The sequence below is a fragment of the uncultured Pseudomonas sp. genome (assembly GCF_913777995.1).
Classification (GTDB): domain Bacteria; phylum Pseudomonadota; class Gammaproteobacteria; order Pseudomonadales; family Pseudomonadaceae; genus Aquipseudomonas.
In genome coordinates this window covers 93,672-109,690 of the sequence record NZ_CAJYVE010000024.1, presented here as the reverse complement: position 1 = coordinate 109,690, position 16,019 = coordinate 93,672, and the positions used below count along the sequence as shown (strand labels likewise).

Below are 16,019 nucleotides of genomic sequence, written 5' to 3'. Positions count from 1 at the left end.
AGTCAGGGTATTTGCCATTCTCCCGGCCAGCAGGCAGCATGCGCGGCAGGGCCGATACTCAGGGCCCGGTTCGAGTACGAGAGACCTGCATGAAGTGGACTAGGGTGCTGTTGCTGCAACTGGCGTTGCTTTCGCCGATGGTGTTCGCCGAGCAGACCTTGGAAGTACCCGGCCCTCAAGGGCCGCTGGTGGGCAGCCTGCTGGCGGTGAGCGACCCGCAGGCGCCCATGGTGCTGATCGTGCCTGGCTCCGGCCCTACCGACCATGACGGCAACAACCCGCTGGGCATTCGTGCAGGCGCCTACCGCCTGCTCGCCCAGGGCCTCGCCGCGCAGGGCATCGGCAGCCTGCGCATCGACAAGCGCGGGCTGTTCGCCAGCCGCGCCGCCATCGCCAACCTCAATCAGGTCACGATGCAGGACTACGCCAGCGACGTGCGCCTGTGGATGAGCTTTCTGACCCAGCGCGACCGCTACCGCTGCGTGTGGCTGGCGGGGCACAGCGAAGGTGGGCTGGTGGCGCTGATGGCGGCGCAGAACAACCCCGACCTGTGCGGCCTGATCCTGCTCGCCACGCCAGGGCGACCGATGGGCCAGGTGCTGCGCAGCCAGTTGCAGCGCAACCCGGTGGATCGTGGCCAGCTGGATGCCGCCCTGGCGATCATCGATTCGCTGCAGCGCGGGGTGCCGGTCAAGGACGTGCCGGCGTCGCTGCAACCGCTGTTGCGCCCCGAGGTGCAGGGCTTCCTGATCAGCGGTTTTGCCCAGGACCCGGCGCTGCTGGTGTCGCGGATCAACAAGCCGGTGCTGATCATCCAGGGCGACAACGACCTGCAGGTTTCGGTGCAGGACGCCAAGGCGCTGAACGCTGCCCGGCCCGGGTCGCTGCTGCGCATCCTGCCCGGCGTCAACCATGTGCTCAAGGCCGTGCCGCCCGGCGATCATGACGCCAACGTCGCCGCCTACGGCAACCCCGACCTGCCGCTGGCCAATGGCGTGGTCGAGCCCATTGCGCAGTTGATCAATGGCACGCCCCGCTGACTGGGTGCGGCACAGCCGCCACCCGTCGCGCATCGAGCGCATCGAGGCGTACTTCGGTGGCCACGGCTATGATCCACACCGTCACGACACCTACGCCATTGGCCGCACCCTGAACGGGGTACAGAGCTTCCTGTACCGCAAGAGTCTGCGCCACAGCCTGCCGGGCGGCACCATGGTGCTGCACCCCGATGAGCTGCATGACGGCATGGCCGGCACCGAAGCCGGCTTTCACTACCGGATGATCTACGTCGAGCCGGCACTGATCCAGCAAGTGCTGGGCGGCCAGCCGCTGCCGTTCATCGAAGGCGGCCTCAGCGCAGACCCGCGTCTGTACCGTGCCAGCGAGGCCTTCGTGCAGGCCCTGGATCGTCCCCTGGAGGCGCTGGAAGAACAGGACGCGCTGTTCGAACTGGCCCATGCCCTGCAGGCGGTGGCCGGTAAGCCGCGCGGGCGGCGCAGCTTCGACTGGCGCGCCGCGCAGCGCGCACGGGAATACATCCATGCGCAGTTGGGCGCGAGCATCACCCTGGAAGACCTGGAGCAGGTCAGCGGTCGGGAGCGCTGGAGCCTGTCGCGGGATTTCCGCGCGCTGTTCGGCACCAGCCCCTACCGCTACGTGACGCTGCGGCGTCTGGACCTGTGCCGGCAACTGCTCAGGACGGGGTTCAATCTGGTCGAGGCCGCGCTGGCGGCAGGCTTCTTCGATCAGAGCCACATGACCCGCCAGTTCGTGCAGTGCTACGGCCTGTCACCGGCGCGCTGGTTGAAGATGCAGGGCTGAGCCGGCCGGGCGGAACGTGCAGGATCGTACAAGAAGCCGGGCACACCGCTGCCTTAGGCTGGCGACACTTGATCCCAAAGGAGTGTCGCTGTCATGAATGCAACCCCATCGTCCGCCATCAACCTGCAGCACAAGGTCTCTCTGATCGACGGCTTCTGGACGCCCCGCGTGGTCGCCGAGATGAACGACTACCAGTTCAAGGTCGTGCGAGTACTGGGCGACTTCATCTGGCACAGCCATGCCGATACCGACGAAACCTTCCTGGTGCTGGACGGCACTCTGCGCATCGACCTGCGCGACGGTCATGTGCTGGTCAAGCCCGGCGAACTCTATGTGGTGCCCCGTGGCGTGGAGCACAAGCCCTTTGCCGAACAGGAGGTACAGCTGATGCTCATCGAGCCACGCGGGGTGCTCAACACCGGGCACGAAGGTGGTGAGCGCACCGCACAGAATGACGTGTGGATCTGAGCGGGCTCAAGGCCTGGCAGCCTGCTCGCGTGCCCAGCTGCGCAACAGCTCGGTAAAGTGCCGCGCCACGTCGGACAGCGGCCGGTCGGTGGGGGTGGTCAAACCCACCGGCGCGCGCAGCAGCGGGCTGGCGAAGGGCAGGGCCTTGACCAGGCCCTGGCGCAGATCGAGGTCGACCACGCCGCGTTGTACGAACCACACCGCGTCGTGGTCGTGCACGTACACCCGTGAGAAGGTTTCGCTCAGCGACTCGAAGAGCTGCAGGCCTTCGCCGGCGTTTTCCGAAAGCAGGAAATTGTCGACGCTGATGCGCACCAGGGTGCCTTGCGGCGAGGCCAGCAGCACGTAGGGGCGCAGGTCGTCCAGGCGCAGTCGATCACGGCTGGCCAGCGGATGATCGGTGCGCACCACCATCAGCAGTTCCTCTTCGTAGAGTGCCTCGAATACCACGCCGAGCATGTCACGGCCGATCAGGCGGCCGACGATCAGGTCGATGTCGGCGGTGCGCAGTTTACCCACCAGATAGTCGTAGACGCCGGACAGCACCTGCACCCTGACGTGCGGGTAATGCTGGCGCATCTGTGCCACCACCGGCGCCAACATGTAGCCGGCGGCGGTGGGCAGGGCGCCGATACGTAGCAGGGGCGGGGCCTCGGGGCTGCTCAGAGGTTGTTCCAAGGCCTGGCTGAAGCTGCTCAGGGTCTGTGCGGCATGCTGGTGGAAGCGCTCGCCAGCCTGCGTCAGCCGCACCCCCTTGCGCCCGCGCACCAGCAATTGCACACCCAATTGCTGTTCCAGTTCCTTGAGGCTTTTGGAAACGGCCGAGAGGGTGATGTGCAGCAGGCCGGCCGCAGTAGCCAGGCTGCCGCTGTTCACCACGGCGAGAAACACGCGGAAGTGACGCAGGTTGATCGAAGAGAGATTCACGCGCAGAAGTCCTGACTTTGGTTGAGCTGCAGGTTGAGTTATGACGGACTTTATATCAATTTAATCAACCCTTGGTTTGACTTAGTATCCCGGCTACAACAACGAACCAAGGACTTTCCCCATGCATCCGCCCGCACTGCGTCTCGGGGCTTCCAGTGCATCGCTGCCCAGCCTCGCGCCCGAGGCCCTGGCCGATGAACTGGCCCGCCTGGGTTATCAGGGCGTCGAGTGGCGTGTCGCCGACACCGCTCAGCTCGACCCCAGCCGCCCATGGGATGCTCGGCTCAACAATCGTTGCACCATCGCGCCCGATGCCGTTGCAGTCGAGCGCATCAGCCGGCGCTGCCAGGCGCTGGGCCTGCAGATCTTCGGTCTCAGCCCGTACCTGCCGGTAGGCGATCTGGAGCAGGCCTGGCGGCTCATCGACCTTGCCGAACTGGCCGGTCATGCCCGGCTGCGGCTGTGGGCCCCCAGCTACGAAGAACAGCGCTATGCCGATGCACTGGCGCGCATGCGCCGTTTTCTCGACCGCCTGGTGCCGCGTGCGGCCGAGCAGGGCGTACAGCTGGCGCTGGAAGTCCACCAGCGCACCATCTGCTCCAGCCCGTCTCTGGCCATGCGCATCGCCGAGCACTATCCGGCCCGCCACCTGGGCATCATCTACGACATGGGCAACCTGGCCATCGAAGGCCGCGAAGACGTGCAACTGTCCCTCGACCTGATGGGCGAACACTTGGCTCATGTGCAGGTGAAGAATGTCGCCTACAGCCCCCAGGCACCTGGCTGCGGCTGGAAATGGGAATGGTGCCCGCCCGATGCAGGGGTGCTGCCGCTGCACGACATGCTGGCCACCCTGGCGCGCAATGGCTTCGCTGACTGGGTCAGCATCGAAGACTTTTCCTGCCAGTACGACGACCACAGCAAGCTGCTGCGCAATCGCGATCTGCTCATGCGCTACCTGGGCCTCGATGCCCTGCCTGCTACCAACGCCCTCATCGACAACGGGAGGCCTCGCGCCCATGAACACTTCTCCTTCTGAGCGCCGTGTCGCGCTGGTCACCGGGGCCGCAGGCGAGCTGGGGCGAGCGATCTGCCAGCGCCTGTGGCGTGACGGCCTGCATGTGGTGGCGGTGGACATCGACCTGCCTGCTGCCCGGCAACTGGCGGGCGCGTTGCCGGCCCTGCCTGGCCAGCGTGCGCTGCCGTTGTACGCCGATATGGGCGACGCAGCTTGCATCGCCGCCATGGTCGAGGAGGCCGGTGCGGCCTTCGGGCGTATCGATGTGCTGGTCAACAATGCGGCGGTCAACCATCGAGGCTCGATCTTCGACTTCGACGCGGCTCGCTGGGATCACATGATGGCCGTCAACCTGCGCGGCCCGGCACTGTTGTGCCAGCGGGTCGCGCCTTACTGGAAGGCCAGCGGTGCGGGTGGGCGGGTGATCAACATGGTATCGCGCTGCTGGGTCGCCGGCGGTCCTCCGGCCTATGTGGCCTGCAAGGCCGGCCTGGTCGGCCTGACCCGGTCCATGGCCCGTGAACTGGCGCCGCTGCAGGTCACGGTGAATGCCATCGCGCCGGGCTTGTTGCCGTCGGCCTTCACGCTCGATGGCCGGGATGCGGCGAGCTTCGAGCTGATGGCTGAAGGCAGCATCGCCAGTACCCCGCTCAAGCGCCTGACCACCCCCGAGGACATCGCCGGAACCACGGCGTTCCTGGCCAGCCCGGACGCAGCCTTCATCACCGCCGAGGTCATCCATGTGTGCGGCGGTAGCCAGTTGGCGCCCTTCGGTCGCTGAGTATCCGTGCTGATTCGCAACCATCACAAAGACAAGAAAAGGTTGACCCATGAACGACACACAACCCAGAGACCCCCGCATGGCCCGTCGGGCTGCCTTCGGCAGTTTCCTCGGCAGCGTGGTGGAGTACTACGACTTCTTCATCTACGGATCGGCCGCCGCGCTGGTGTTCAGCAAGCTGTTCTTCCCGTCCACCGACCCGATGGCCGGAACCCTGGCGGCCCTGGCGACTTTCGGTGTGGGCTACATCGCCCGGCCGGTCGGGGCCTTGCTGTTCGGCCACCTGGGAGACCGGATCGGCCGCAAGCAGGTGTTGATGATGACCCTGCTGCTGATGGGCCTGGCAACCACCCTGATCGGCCTGCTGCCCACCCATGCCAGCATCGGTGCATGGGCTCCGGCCCTGCTGGTGCTGTGCCGTCTGCTGCAGGGCCTGTCGGCGGGCGGGGAACAGGTCGGCGCCAGCCTGCTGACCATGGAGCACGCACCGGGCCAGAAAAAAGCCTTCTACACCAGTTGGCTGATCAACGGTGCTTCGATGGGCTCGATCCTCGCCACATCGGTGTTCATCCCGCTGTCGCTGCTGTCGGAAGAGCAACTGTTGGCCTGGGGCTGGAGGATCCCCTTCCTGCTCAGTGCGCTGATGGTCGCGGGCACCTGGATCATCCGCCGGGGTGTGGATGAAAGCCCGGAATTCGCGGCTCAGAAGAGCGAGCCGCAGCATGCGCCCGTGGTGGAAATGTTCAGCAAGGAATCACGGGCGTTCATCACGGTGTTCTGTTGTGCGCTGATCTGCGCCGTGTCGTCGCTGGTGATGATCTTCGGCTTGTCCTGGGCCTCCAACAACAATGGCGTAGACCGCGCCTCGATGCTCTCGGCGATCGCCGCGAGCCAGGTGGCGGCCCTGATCTGTCAGCCGCTGTTCGGCCTGCTTGCCGACCGTATCGGCAAGAAGCGCATCTTCGTCATCGGTTCGCTGGCTTGCTGCGCCGGGGTGTTCCTGTTCCTGTGGTCGATCACCACCGGGCACATTGCGTTGATCGTTCTCGCCACCGTGTTGCTCAAGGGCATTCTGTACAGCGCACCGAATGCCTTGTGGCCATCGTTCTATGCCGAGATGTTCAGCATCCGCGTGCGCTATACCGGGGTTGGCCTGGCTACGCAACTGAGCTTCATCGTCTCCGGCTTCTCCCCCAGCCTGTGCTACGCGCTGCTGCGCCAGGACGGCGGCTGGTTGCCGGTGGCCTGCTTCATCGGGGGCCTGGCCCTGATAGCGGGCATCGCCGCCATGCTGTCACGCCCGGCCAGCGATTCGGCACGCGCGGCGGGCTCGGCCACGGCATTGCCGCATCACTGACTTCAGGTTGTCGAAGGGCGACGCGGCAGGTGGCCCTGCCGCCGCGGTCAGTGGGCAAAGCCCTGGCACAACCGCCAGAAGCTCTCCAGCGCCGCCGACACGAACTTGTCCTGGTGGCGCAGCATGAAGAAGCGCCGGGTCAGCGGTGGCAGTTCGGTAGACAGTACGCGAAGGCGCCCGTCATCGAGCATGTCGCCCACCACCCAGCGTGACAGGCAACTGACGCCGATGCCCTGCACCAGGGTGTTCTTGATCGCTTCCGAACTGCCGACTTCGTGCATCTCGCCCAGGTCGTGCAGGTGCCGCAGCAGCAGGTGTTCGACCTCTTCGCGGGTGCCCGAACCGGGTTCGCGCAGCAGCCACTCGGTGCGGCTCAAGGCGCCGAGGCCAACCTCGGCCTGCTGCGCCAGGGGGTGGTCGGCACCCGCCACCAGCAGCAGTTCGTCCACCAGCCAGGGTTCGGCGTTCAGTTGCGCTTCGTGGCACGGCGCTTCGATCAGCCCGGCGTCGAGCTGGAAACCGGCGACCAGGCTGGCGATTTCCCGGCTGTTGCCTATACGCACCTCCAGGCGCAGGTTCGGCATGGCATCGCGCAGGCGGCGCACCAGGCGCGGCAGCACGTAATTGCCGATGGTGCTGCTGGCGCCGATGCGCAGATAGCGTCGGGGGCTTGCAGCCGCAGGCCGCAAGTCGCTTTCGATGTGCCGCGCCATGTCGAGCATCTGCCGCGCCTGGGGCAGCAGGGCGCGGCCGTTGTCATTGAGCACCAGGCGCTTGCCGACCCGGTCGAACAGCCGGGTTTCCAGGCTTTGTTCCAGCTCGTTGAGGGCGGCACTGGTGGCCGATTGCGAAAGCGCCACGAGGGCGGCAGCCGCCGTGGTGCTGCCGGTGTCATGGATGGCGCAGAAAATCTGCAACTGACGAAGATTGAGGCGCACAGTGCTTACCCGTTAATTCGCTAGAAGATAGAGAAATTATTCGTTTTTAAGGTTGATCGATCAATCTTAGCCTGAAGCCTCGTTCCTGCGAGGATTCGTCCATGACGCCGTTCCAGACCCCATTGCCCTTCGGCCTGCCACGGCCATTTCAGGCCTTGCCGCACCCGCGCGAAGTGGTGCGGCAATTCACTCCCAACTGGTTCGCGGTGACCATGGGCACCGGCATCCTGTCGCTTGCACTGGGGCAGGTACCGGTGAGCACACCGTTGCTGCGCCAGCTCGGCGAGTGCCTGTGGTTGTTCAATGCCGCGCTGTTCGTGCTGTTCAGTCTGGTGTACGCCAGCCGCTGGTGGCTGTATGGCAACGAGGCGCGGCGCATTTTCGCGCACCCGACCGTGTCGATGTTCCTCGGCACCATTCCCATGGGCCTGGCGACACTGGTCAACGGCTGTCTGCAGTACGGCGTGCCGCGCTGGGGGGCCGAGATGGTCTCGCTGGCGTATGGGCTGTGGTGGGTCGATGTGGTCATGGCCCTGGCCTGTGGTGTGCTGGTGCCGTACATGATGTTCACCCGCCAGCAGCACAGCATCGAACAGATGACCGCCGTGTGGCTGCTGCCGGTGGTGGCCGCCGAAGTGGCGGCTGCCAGCGGTGCGCTGCTGGTGCCGCATCTGGACAACCCGGCCGTGCAGTTGCAGGCAGTCATCACCAGCTACGTGCTATGGGCCTATTCGGTGCCGGTGGCGCTGAGCGTGCTGGTGATTTTGCTGCTGCGCCTGGCCCTGCACAAACTGCCCCACCAGAGCATGGCCGCGTCGAGCTGGCTGGCCCTGGGCCCGGTGGGTACGGCGGCGTTGGGCATGCTGTTGCTGGGCAGCCACGCACCGAGCGTGTTCGCCGCCCAGGGCTTGCCCGCCGTGGCCACCGTCGCCGCCGGCCTGGGCCTGATCGCCGGCGTGCTGTTCTGGGGCCTGGGCGCCTGGTGGATGATCCTGGCCATGTTGATCACCGCGCGCTACCTGCGCGAGGGCATTGCGTTCAACCTGGGCTGGTGGGGCTACACCTTTCCGCTGGGCGTCTATGCGCTCACCACGTTGAAACTGGGGTACGAGTTGCACTCGGCATTCTTCCAGGACCTGGGCACGGGGCTGGTGGCCATGCTGGTGGTGATGTGGGCGGTGGTCGGCTGCAGGACCCTGAAGGGCGCGTGGCGCGGCGAGCTGTTCGTTTCGCCCTGCATTGCGCTTCGCTGCGGCCGGGGCGAATAGCCAAAGCCGTTACTGCATGGCTTCGGGACTATCGGGGAAGAGGTAAGGATCGGCAGGAGGCTGGAGCGGGTGGCGGGAATCGAACCCGCGTAATCAGCTTGGGAAGCTGGTGTAATGCCATTATACGACACCCGCGCTAAGCGGCTGACTTTGTATCAGATCGGGCGGGTGAATTGAAGCACTGATTTCAATCCTGGCTGCAAGCCGCATTGGCCGGTGGAGGGGATGGACATCGGCGAATGCGCTTGCAACCGGGTTGCGGGTAGTGACGATTCAAAAGGCGAATGCATGGTTGCCCTGGATGGGTTCGTAAGCGTAACGCGCTGCGCGGCTGGCCGAAGGCTGCGGGGTGAGGAACGCCTGCACGGCATTTTTCGAGTCGCGACAGGCGGCCTTGTTTTCCATGTCCAGAAAGTGGCCGGCGCCCTGGATGGTGATGAAATGACTGTGCTGCACGTGTTCGGCGAAGCGCGGTGCGTCGGCAGCGCTGGTGTACTCGTCGAGCGAGCCGTTCATGAACAGTACGGGTACGTTGATGTTCCTGGCCGCAGTCAGGTAGTTCTGCGGATCGATTTCCAGCACCTGGCTGACGTGATAGTGCATCTGGTCGTACTCGTGCAGGTCAAGGCTGCTGACGTGCCGGTAGTTGAAGCGCTTGAACAGCGACGGCAGGTATTTGCCGATGGTGCTGTTGATCAACTGGCCGATCTCGTAGCGATTGTGCTCGCCAAGGTGTTTCACACCGCGCAGCAGGTAATCGAGCATCGCTTCGTTGATGACCGGAGAGAACGAGCTGATCACCGCCTTCTCGATGCGTTTGGGCCGCTGTGCGAGGGCCACCAGGGTCGGTGCGCCGCCCCACGAGAACGACATCACGTACTCGGCATTGAAGTGGTCGATCAGCTCCAGCAGGATCTGGCCTTCCATCTCGCGCGTCAGCGGTGTCTCGTGGCGGTTGTGCGGCTTGGACTTGCCCGCATAGGGCTGGTCGTAGAGCACCACGTTGAACTGCGGGTAAAGGTTGCGAACGGTCTGCGCGAAAGATGCCGTAGTGGCCAGTGAGCCGTTGACCATGACGATGGTCTTCTCTGCGGCATCTGCGCGATAACACTCCGTGTAAACCCTGAACTGTCCCTGTATATCGAGCACAGCTGTTTCTGGCCTCATATGTCTTCTCCTGGCGTAGACAAGGGTGCGCGCAAATCAATTTGCACGGGTTTCGTGACAGGTAGGCATATGCCTCGGTCAAAAGCCCATGTCGATCCGAACCATCTGTCCGACAGGTATTGTTTTTAGGCGGGCGATTTGTCGTGGGCCCGAGGGGCCCGGTACGGCAAAAAGGTTTCTTAGAATGCGGGTATGACTCGCCGGTCACATGTGGACCGACGTTTGGATTCAAGCAGCCGATCCCGGAACCCGCAAGTGCCGTTCGTATGAAGTCACATTCAGGGGCAAGGCGTCCGACTGACGGTCAGATGGCGCGGATTTCCTGGGCTGTCAGGGCACGGAACTGGCCTGGGGCCAGGCTGTTATCCAGGCTTAACGGCCCCATGCTTTCGCGGTGCAGCACCAGCACCTTGTTGTCGAAGTGGCCGAACATGCGCTTGACCTGGTGGTAGCGGCCTTCGACGATGCTCAGCCGCGCCTGGCGCGGACCCAGCAGAACGAGCTGCGCGGGTTGCGTGGTGATGCCTTCGAAGGCGAAGTAGAAGCCCTCGGCGAAGCGCGCCACGTAACCTTCGTCGATCAGGCGTTCGGTTTCCACGTAATACACCTTGGGCAGTTTGGTCTGCGGCTGGGTCAAGCGGCGCGACCATTGGCCGTCGTTGGTCAGCAGCATCAGCCCGGTGGTGTTGAAGTCCAGGCGCCCGGCGATGTGCAGTTCATCACGCTGCGGCACGTCCAGCAGGTCCAGTACCGTGGGGTGTTGCGGGTCGACCGTGGCACTGACGCAGCCCTTGGGCTTGTGCAGCATGTAGTAACGCGCCGGCCGTCCTGCCTGCAGCAGTTCGTCGTCCAGTTCCACGCGGCTGAACTCGCGCACTTCGTGCAACGGGTCGCGGGCCACCTGGCCATCGACCCGCACCCGTCCGGCGACCAGCAGCAGGCGCACCTGCTGGCGGTTGAAGCGCGGCAGGTTGCCGAGAAAACGGTCCAGGCGCATGGTTCAGTCGTCGCCGGCGTCAGCGGCATTCGCCAGGCCGGCGCAGCGCGGACACAGGCAGGCCTGATTGCGCAGCTCGTCTGGCAGCATGGCCAGGCGCGCCGGGTCGATGGTCACCTCGAAGCACCAGCAGGGGCGGGTTGCAGTACGCGGCTCGGCCAGGCTGCAACGGTTGCTTTGCCCACACACGGGGCACAGGTTCGGGTCGAGGTCGGTCATGCCGGTTCGGGCCTTTCGATGCACACCTGGTTACGCCCATTGAGCTTGGCGCGGTACAGCGCCCGGTCGGCGCGGGCGATCAGGTCCTGCAGGCTGTCCTGCGGGTAGCGCTGGGTCAGGCCGACGCTGACCGTGACCTGCTGGATGAGGCCGGCGAACGAATATTCGTGGCGCTCGGCCAGCTGGCGAATCTGCTCGGCGACCCGCTGCGCGCCGGCCAGGTCGCTGTCCTTGAGCAGCACGATGAACTCCTCGCCGCCCCAGCGGCAGATCACGTCGGATTGTCGCAGGCAGCTCTTGAGATCCTGGGCGAAACCGGCCAGCACCGCATCGCCGGCCAGGTGACCGTGGGTGTCGTTGAGGCGCTTGAAATGGTCCAGGTCCAGCAGCAGGGCGGTCACCGGGCCGTTGCCGCTCAAAGCATGGCCGGCCAGCAGGTTGAAGCCGCGGCGGTTGGGCAGGCCGGTCAGGCTGTCGAGGGTGGCCTGGGCCTCCAGGCGCTTCTGGTAGCGGCGCAGGGTGCGATTCAGAAGCACCACGACCAGGGCGGTCACCACCAGGCAGATGAACAGGTTCAGGTACAGCGAGTGGCGGATGCCGCTCAGGGCCATGGTTTCGCGCTTGTCGACGAACAGGAACCAGTTCAGTTCCGGAATGAAGCGCACGTTGACGAAATGTCCGGTGCCTTGGACGTTGTATTCGAAAGTGCCCTGTTTCGCTTCGGTCAGGACCTGCTGGTGATCGTTGAGTACCGGCAAGTCCAGCAGCGTCTGGCCGACCCTGGGGCCTTCGGTTTCAGTGCGGGTGCCGGTGAGCACCACCAGCCCCTTGGTGTCGACGAAGTACACGCTGCGATCGTAGCGCTTCTGGTAGTGGTCGATCAGCTTGACCGCTGCATCCACCGTCAGGCCCACACCGGCGGCACCGATGAAGCGGTTCTGGTAGTCGAACACCTTGTAGTTGATGAAGAAGGTCGGCTTGTCCTGATTGGCCATGTCCGGGTCGAAGCTGATCTCGTAGGGTTCCTGCATGTCGCGCACCCGGTAATACCAGGCGTCGCGGGGTTCCTGAGGATTGATCTTCTTCAGCACGCCCTTGGCCTGGTAGTAGGTCTGGGTGGCGTCGGAGATGAAGAACGAGGTGAAGGCGCCGTAGTGATCCATGACTTCGCGCAGGTAACGAATCATGCGCCCGGTATCGCGCTCGCCGTCCACGACCCAGTCACGCATGAAGGTGTCGCGGGACATCATCGAGGCGATCAGCACCGGGCGGATCAGGTCTTTCTGGATCTCGGAATACACCGTGTCGGAGGTCAGCGGCAGCTCGGTGTCGATGATGCCGTTGCGGATCGACTCGCGCGAGGCGTGGTAGCTCAGCAGCGAGGTCGCCAGAAAGCCTGCTGCCAGCAGTATGACCACCGCCAGTAGCACGCGACGTTGCGAGGTGACAGCAGAAGCAAAAGGCATGCGTCTTCCAGACTGAACGGCTCCAAGGAGCGGCATAGTAGACGAAAAGTCCATGGGGCCACTATCGCGCCGGGTTCACTTTACGGCGTGATTGGCATGTCTGTCGGCTGAATCGGCACGGAATACACCGGCGCCCGCTTCAACAGCGCATCGATGGCCGCGCAGCGGCAGTGCACCAGAAGAATCCGGTCGTAGTGAATGCCCTGGTCGGCCAGCGTGTCGAAGAGTTCCTCCAGGTTCGGTGGCCGGGTGCCGAAGCGGTTGCGCACGGTCAGCACATCCATGGGCGTGGCCGCGGGCTGGCCGGGAAAAGTCCCGGCATGGCTGTTGCGTACGCTGTGACTGACATCGACATAGGTCTCGCTGCCCGAGCCCTGGTATTTGCTCAGGGTGTAGTTCTTCAAGCGCCCGAGCTTCGAGGTGCCGGCCATCAGCCTGTCGGTCATGACCAAGGGCGGCAGCGTCGCCAGTGGGGTGTTGCCGGCTGTCGTGGACAATGCAAAAGCGCTGCTGCGCTGGCGGACCACCTGATGCAGGCCTGGATCGAGCAGAACATGCTGATGCGGTGCGAAGGTGCGGATCTCGGTGCCGTTGGGAATGGCGACGGTCCTGGTCCACGGCAGGTAGTAGCCATGGGTGCTGACCACCAGAGTCCTGGCCTGCCCGCGCTCCGAGGTCCAGAGCAGGAACTTGCGCCCCAGTTTCCAGGCGTGCACCGCGACACCGCCGAATTGCGGGTGGGCGGCGATGGTCCAGCGCTTGAGCAGCCTGTCGGTATGGAAGAACGGCGCCAGGTGGGTCGGGCGCGGCCTTCTGATGTGGCTGAGCAAGGCCCCGGTGCCCCGTCCGGCGCTGGCAGCGGGCAGCTGCCGGGCAGCAGTGGTGATCTTGTGCAACGCACCGAGCAGGCGCGGGGTGGCCGGGCCGATCCGCCACAGCCCCAGGCTCAGCAGCGCGAGCAGCGCCTGTTGCTTTTCCCGATAGCGGTGGCCGGGCAGTTGGGCGGTGGCGACATCCAGGGCGGTCATGCCCACCTCCAGGGCCAGTGAGGCGAGGGCCGCCGGGCCCAGCACCAGCGACATGGGCGCGACCAGCCATTGCAGGTGACGAAAGAATGCCTTCCATTGACGCAGGCTTTGCTCGGCGGGCGTGACGATCACCTGCCGGGCTCCTTCAAGGGCATTGGCCTTGAGCGTCTCGCAGATGAAGGCAAAGGGCGGGCCGGCCGGCAGGACCTGCTGGAACAGCCCGTGTTCGAGGGGCTGGTGATGGTCGGGGTGGTAGACGTGGTCACTCCAGGGGCGCAGCAGCGAGGCTGGCGGCACCTGCTCCTGCACGCCACCCCAGAAGCGCAGCAGGTAGCCCAGGCGTTGTCGGTGACGGCCCGGCACATATTGCAGCACCGCCTGTCGCCACTGTTCGTTGGCCATGGCCTGGCGCAGGTAGCGATGCAGTGCCGGCTCGTCGCTGAACTCGATGAACGCCTTGGCCAGGCCTGCCTGGTAGAGCACAAGCGGGTGGCCGTCTGCCGCCACCAGCAGCAACAGGCTGGCACAGGGCTGGCGCTCCAGGCCCTCGAACAATGAACTCTGTACCTGGACGCCCAGCACCGCCCAGCGCGCCTGCGGATCCTCGAGCGCCAGGGCGATTCTGTCGAACGCCGGCCTGCTCAACTGGCCCAGCTTGAGGCAGATGATCGCCTGATGAACCAGCGCCGTGCGCAAGGTGCGCTCCAGATCCTGCTGGTGGTGTTCCCAGAACGCTTCGATGCGTTGCGTCATCAGGGCCAGGAAGTCGATGCTGGCGATATGCCGCTCCAACGCCCGCGCCTCGATGGGCAGTACCTTCGTGGCCTGCCATTGTCCCTTGCTGCTCGGGTCATGCCACACCGCCCAGTGCCCGCCCGTATCGATGTAGCCGCCAGGCTCCACGGCCTGAAAGCGCTCGATCAACGCCTGCGGCAGGTCGAGCGGTTCAGCCCTCGGCACTCGGATGGCGCTGCCGGCCTGGCGTACATGGCCCAAGGGCGTGGCCTGGCTGCCGTGGCGCCAGGCCACGAACACCTGCCTGGGGTCCAGATCCAGCCCGTACTGCTCCTGCAGCCAAGTCTTCATCAAGTGGCTGGCGAGCTTCTGAGGCGCGGGCAAGTCCTGCAGCAGCGCCGGGTAGGGTTGCCACAGGTCCATGCCGCCGGCCAGGGTCAGCGCACGGTGTATCGGGCGCAGCGTCATGGCCTGGGCGGCGGCGCACCAGATCGCTTCGCCTGCGCTTCGGCTGGCGCGCTGCAGGGCGTTGAACAGATCGCCGCTTACCACCTGCGCCTGGCTCTGCAGCGGTTCATTCAGCCAGGCCTGGGTTTGCTCCAGCCAGTCTCGGTGCCGGGGCGAGGCGTTCATGGCATCGATCAGGCGGCGGGTCATGTGCTCGGGGTCATCGCTGATGTATTCGATCGGCGGCAGGCCGGAGCCTGGTCGGTGAATGAAGCAGTGCGAGGTGTTGTGCGAGCGCACCTGGAACAGGCCGGGCACCGCTTCATCTTCCAGGTACAGCAGCCACAACTGGGAGCGTTCAGGCTGCCCGCGGCGCTGGAAGGCGGTGAGATCTTCGGGTAATTGCCGATAGCCCATGGCATCCAGGGTCAGCCGATGGCCGTCGTGGCTGATCCGGCGCCGACGCCGGTGTCGCTCCAGCTCATCGAGCAGCGCCAGGCGCGCCAGTTCGCGCCAGGTAGCGGTATGCGCCTTCCAGAAGGCTTCGAGCCGGCGTTGTTGTTCACCCTGCCAGTCGAGCTTGATGATTTGCCGCAGCGCGCGGCCAGCCGTCAGCGTCGGCAGGCCGTCGATGGCGACGTCATGGGTCTGGGTCGCCTTGAGCAGGGCCAACCGTTGCCGTGGGTCGGCGCTGGCGAGGGTGAGCTCCAGCAGCGACAGTGCGTAGTCGTCACGTTCGATGTCCTGATCATCGACCCAGGGATGCGGCGCCTTGATCACCATGCGCAGGAGGGTGGGGTCCAGCACCTGGCCGGTGAGTTCGCGCAAGTACTCACCGAGCTTGCGTCGGGCCACCGTGGGCCAGGGTTCGGGCAGGTCCATCTCCAGTTGCAAGGCGTTCAACAGCAACGGTGTGCCATGCAGCAGCCGGCCGGCCAGGCTCTGGCGCAGCCGACGCAGGCGCCTGGGCATCTGCGGGGCGGCCAGGGGCGCGGGCTGCAGGTCCGGTAAGCGAGCGTCTGTGGTGACGTACTGGAAAGGCGACAGGGCGAACGCGTCGGCGCTCGGCAGCCCGTCGCTGCGTTCGCGGTCCTGGCCCGGCAGCAGGACCACGCCGGGCGTGTCAGGGGGCAGGGCGGTGGTGGGCTCGATCATGGCAGTGGCTCGCACAGGCGGGCGGGCCACTATGCCGCCTTCACGCAGGGCAACGGGGCTACTTATGTATAGCCCCTTGGCCAATACCGTTCGGTCAGGCGTCAGGCGTCAGGTGGCTCGGTAGGAGCGGCTTTAGCCGCGAAAGCGCCAGGAAATTCACTGCATCTGCTGTGAACAGGCGGTCGCTTCGCGGCTGAAGCCGCTCCTACCCCGGCCTGACTGACCCG

Annotated in this window: 14 protein-coding genes and 1 tRNA gene; 7 read left to right on the top strand and 8 right to left on the bottom strand. The window is 65.2% G+C overall.

Annotated features, from left to right (window positions below; genetic code table 11):
- Nucleotides 1-89 precede the first annotated feature (89 nt).
- The 3 genes from QZ497_RS10050 (at nucleotide 90) to QZ497_RS10040 (ending at nucleotide 2,289) form a co-directional block, all read left to right on the top strand.
- Nucleotides 90-1,040 (top strand): alpha/beta fold hydrolase, encoded by a 951-nt coding sequence (locus QZ497_RS10050; RefSeq protein WP_295473800.1) that lies wholly within the window; start codon nucleotides 90-92, stop codon nucleotides 1,038-1,040.
- Nucleotides 1,024-1,821 carry an AraC family transcriptional regulator gene (locus QZ497_RS10045; protein ID WP_295473797.1) on the top strand — a complete coding sequence of 266 codons (798 nt, stop codon included), beginning with the start codon at nucleotides 1,024-1,026 and terminating at the stop codon, nucleotides 1,819-1,821. The genes QZ497_RS10050 and QZ497_RS10045 overlap by 17 nt, the downstream gene beginning before the upstream one ends.
- Before the next feature lie 93 nt (nucleotides 1,822-1,914).
- Nucleotides 1,915-2,289: a cupin domain-containing protein gene (locus QZ497_RS10040; RefSeq protein WP_295473795.1), complete on the top strand. Its 375-nt coding sequence runs from the start codon at nucleotides 1,915-1,917 to the stop codon at nucleotides 2,287-2,289.
- 6 nt (nucleotides 2,290-2,295) lie between these two features.
- Here QZ497_RS10040 and QZ497_RS10035 read toward each other — a convergent pair whose 3' ends face one another.
- Entirely contained in the window at nucleotides 2,296-3,216 is a 921-nt protein-coding gene (locus QZ497_RS10035) for a LysR substrate-binding domain-containing protein (RefSeq protein WP_295473793.1), read from the bottom strand.
- Between the two features lie 121 nt (nucleotides 3,217-3,337).
- Between QZ497_RS10035 and QZ497_RS10030 the strand changes: the two genes are divergently transcribed.
- The 3 genes from QZ497_RS10030 to QZ497_RS10020 are packed head-to-tail and all read left to right on the top strand — an operon-like array spanning nucleotide 3,338 to nucleotide 6,372.
- On the top strand, nucleotides 3,338-4,255 hold the full coding sequence (locus QZ497_RS10030) for a sugar phosphate isomerase/epimerase (RefSeq protein WP_295473790.1): 918 nt from the start codon (nucleotides 3,338-3,340) through the stop codon (nucleotides 4,253-4,255).
- Entirely contained in the window at nucleotides 4,236-5,015 is a 780-nt protein-coding gene (locus QZ497_RS10025; protein WP_295473786.1) for an SDR family oxidoreductase, read from the top strand. Before QZ497_RS10030 ends, QZ497_RS10025 begins: the two co-directional genes overlap by 20 nt.
- A gap of 49 nt (nucleotides 5,016-5,064) precedes the next feature.
- Nucleotides 5,065-6,372 carry an MFS transporter gene (locus QZ497_RS10020; protein WP_295473783.1) on the top strand — a complete coding sequence of 436 codons (1,308 nt, stop codon included), beginning with the start codon at nucleotides 5,065-5,067 and terminating at the stop codon, nucleotides 6,370-6,372.
- Between the two features lie 47 nt (nucleotides 6,373-6,419).
- On the opposite strand, the gene QZ497_RS10015 is transcribed toward QZ497_RS10020, so the two are convergent.
- Nucleotides 6,420-7,310: a LysR family transcriptional regulator gene (locus tag QZ497_RS10015; protein ID WP_295473780.1), complete on the bottom strand. Its 891-nt coding sequence runs from the start codon at nucleotides 7,308-7,310 to the stop codon at nucleotides 6,420-6,422.
- Between the two features lie 101 nt (nucleotides 7,311-7,411).
- On the opposite strand from QZ497_RS10015, the gene QZ497_RS10010 reads away from it, so the two are divergent.
- A complete protein-coding gene (locus QZ497_RS10010) occupies nucleotides 7,412-8,578 on the top strand; it encodes a TDT family transporter (RefSeq protein WP_295473777.1) in 1,167 nt (388 codons plus the stop codon).
- Between the two features lie 61 nt (nucleotides 8,579-8,639).
- On the opposite strand, the gene QZ497_RS10005 is transcribed toward QZ497_RS10010, so the two are convergent.
- The 6 genes from QZ497_RS10005 to QZ497_RS09980 all read right to left on the bottom strand — a co-directional run bounded on the left by QZ497_RS10005 (nucleotide 8,640) and on the right by QZ497_RS09980 (nucleotide 15,792).
- A tRNA-Gly gene (locus QZ497_RS10005) sits at nucleotides 8,640-8,713 on the bottom strand.
- Between the two features lie 138 nt (nucleotides 8,714-8,851).
- The gene (locus QZ497_RS10000; protein WP_295473774.1) at nucleotides 8,852-9,745 is read right to left on the bottom strand and encodes an alpha/beta hydrolase; all 894 of its coding nucleotides are present in this window, start codon (nucleotides 9,743-9,745) and stop codon (nucleotides 8,852-8,854) included.
- A 304-nt stretch (nucleotides 9,746-10,049) separates the two neighbouring features.
- Nucleotides 10,050-10,742 (bottom strand): pseudouridine synthase, encoded by a 693-nt coding sequence (locus tag QZ497_RS09995; protein WP_295473771.1) that lies wholly within the window; start codon nucleotides 10,740-10,742, stop codon nucleotides 10,050-10,052.
- 3 nt (nucleotides 10,743-10,745) lie between these two features.
- The gene (locus tag QZ497_RS09990; protein ID WP_295473769.1) at nucleotides 10,746-10,961 is read right to left on the bottom strand and encodes a cysteine-rich CWC family protein; all 216 of its coding nucleotides are present in this window, start codon (nucleotides 10,959-10,961) and stop codon (nucleotides 10,746-10,748) included.
- Nucleotides 10,958-12,427 (bottom strand): sensor domain-containing diguanylate cyclase, encoded by a 1,470-nt coding sequence (locus QZ497_RS09985; protein ID WP_295473766.1) that lies wholly within the window; start codon nucleotides 12,425-12,427, stop codon nucleotides 10,958-10,960. Before QZ497_RS09985 ends, QZ497_RS09990 begins: the two co-directional genes overlap by 4 nt.
- Nucleotides 12,428-12,507: 80 nt before the next feature.
- Complete coding sequence (locus QZ497_RS09980; protein ID WP_295473764.1) at nucleotides 12,508-15,792, bottom strand: DUF6543 domain-containing protein; 3,285 nt, start codon at nucleotides 15,790-15,792, stop codon at nucleotides 12,508-12,510.
- Between the last annotated feature and the right edge of the window lie 227 nt (nucleotides 15,793-16,019).

What these genes read in the sequence shown, in the direction of transcription:
- QZ497_RS10050 (WP_295473800.1), top strand. Translation starts at nt 90, where the DNA reads ATGAAGTGGACTAGGGTGCTGTTGCTGCAACTGGCGTTGCTTTCGCCG.
- QZ497_RS10045 (WP_295473797.1), top strand. Translation starts at nt 1,024, where the DNA reads ATGGCACGCCCCGCTGACTGGGTGCGGCACAGCCGCCACCCGTCGCGC.
- QZ497_RS10040 (WP_295473795.1), top strand. Translation starts at nt 1,915, where the DNA reads ATGAATGCAACCCCATCGTCCGCCATCAACCTGCAGCACAAGGTCTCT.
- QZ497_RS10030 (WP_295473790.1), top strand. Translation starts at nt 3,338, where the DNA reads ATGCATCCGCCCGCACTGCGTCTCGGGGCTTCCAGTGCATCGCTGCCC.
- QZ497_RS10025 (WP_295473786.1), top strand. Translation starts at nt 4,236, where the DNA reads ATGAACACTTCTCCTTCTGAGCGCCGTGTCGCGCTGGTCACCGGGGCC.
- QZ497_RS10020 (WP_295473783.1), top strand. Translation starts at nt 5,065, where the DNA reads ATGAACGACACACAACCCAGAGACCCCCGCATGGCCCGTCGGGCTGCC.
- QZ497_RS10010 (WP_295473777.1), top strand. Translation starts at nt 7,412, where the DNA reads ATGACGCCGTTCCAGACCCCATTGCCCTTCGGCCTGCCACGGCCATTT.
- QZ497_RS10000 (WP_295473774.1), bottom strand. Translation starts at nt 9,745, where the DNA reads ATGAGGCCAGAAACAGCTGTGCTCGATATACAGGGACAGTTCAGGGTT.
- QZ497_RS09995 (WP_295473771.1), bottom strand. Translation starts at nt 10,742, where the DNA reads ATGCGCCTGGACCGTTTTCTCGGCAACCTGCCGCGCTTCAACCGCCAG.
- QZ497_RS09990 (WP_295473769.1), bottom strand. Translation starts at nt 10,961, where the DNA reads ATGACCGACCTCGACCCGAACCTGTGCCCCGTGTGTGGGCAAAGCAAC.
- QZ497_RS09985 (WP_295473766.1), bottom strand. Translation starts at nt 12,427, where the DNA reads ATGCCTTTTGCTTCTGCTGTCACCTCGCAACGTCGCGTGCTACTGGCG.
- QZ497_RS09980 (WP_295473764.1), bottom strand. Translation starts at nt 15,792, where the DNA reads ATGATCGAGCCCACCACCGCCCTGCCCCCTGACACGCCCGGCGTGGTC.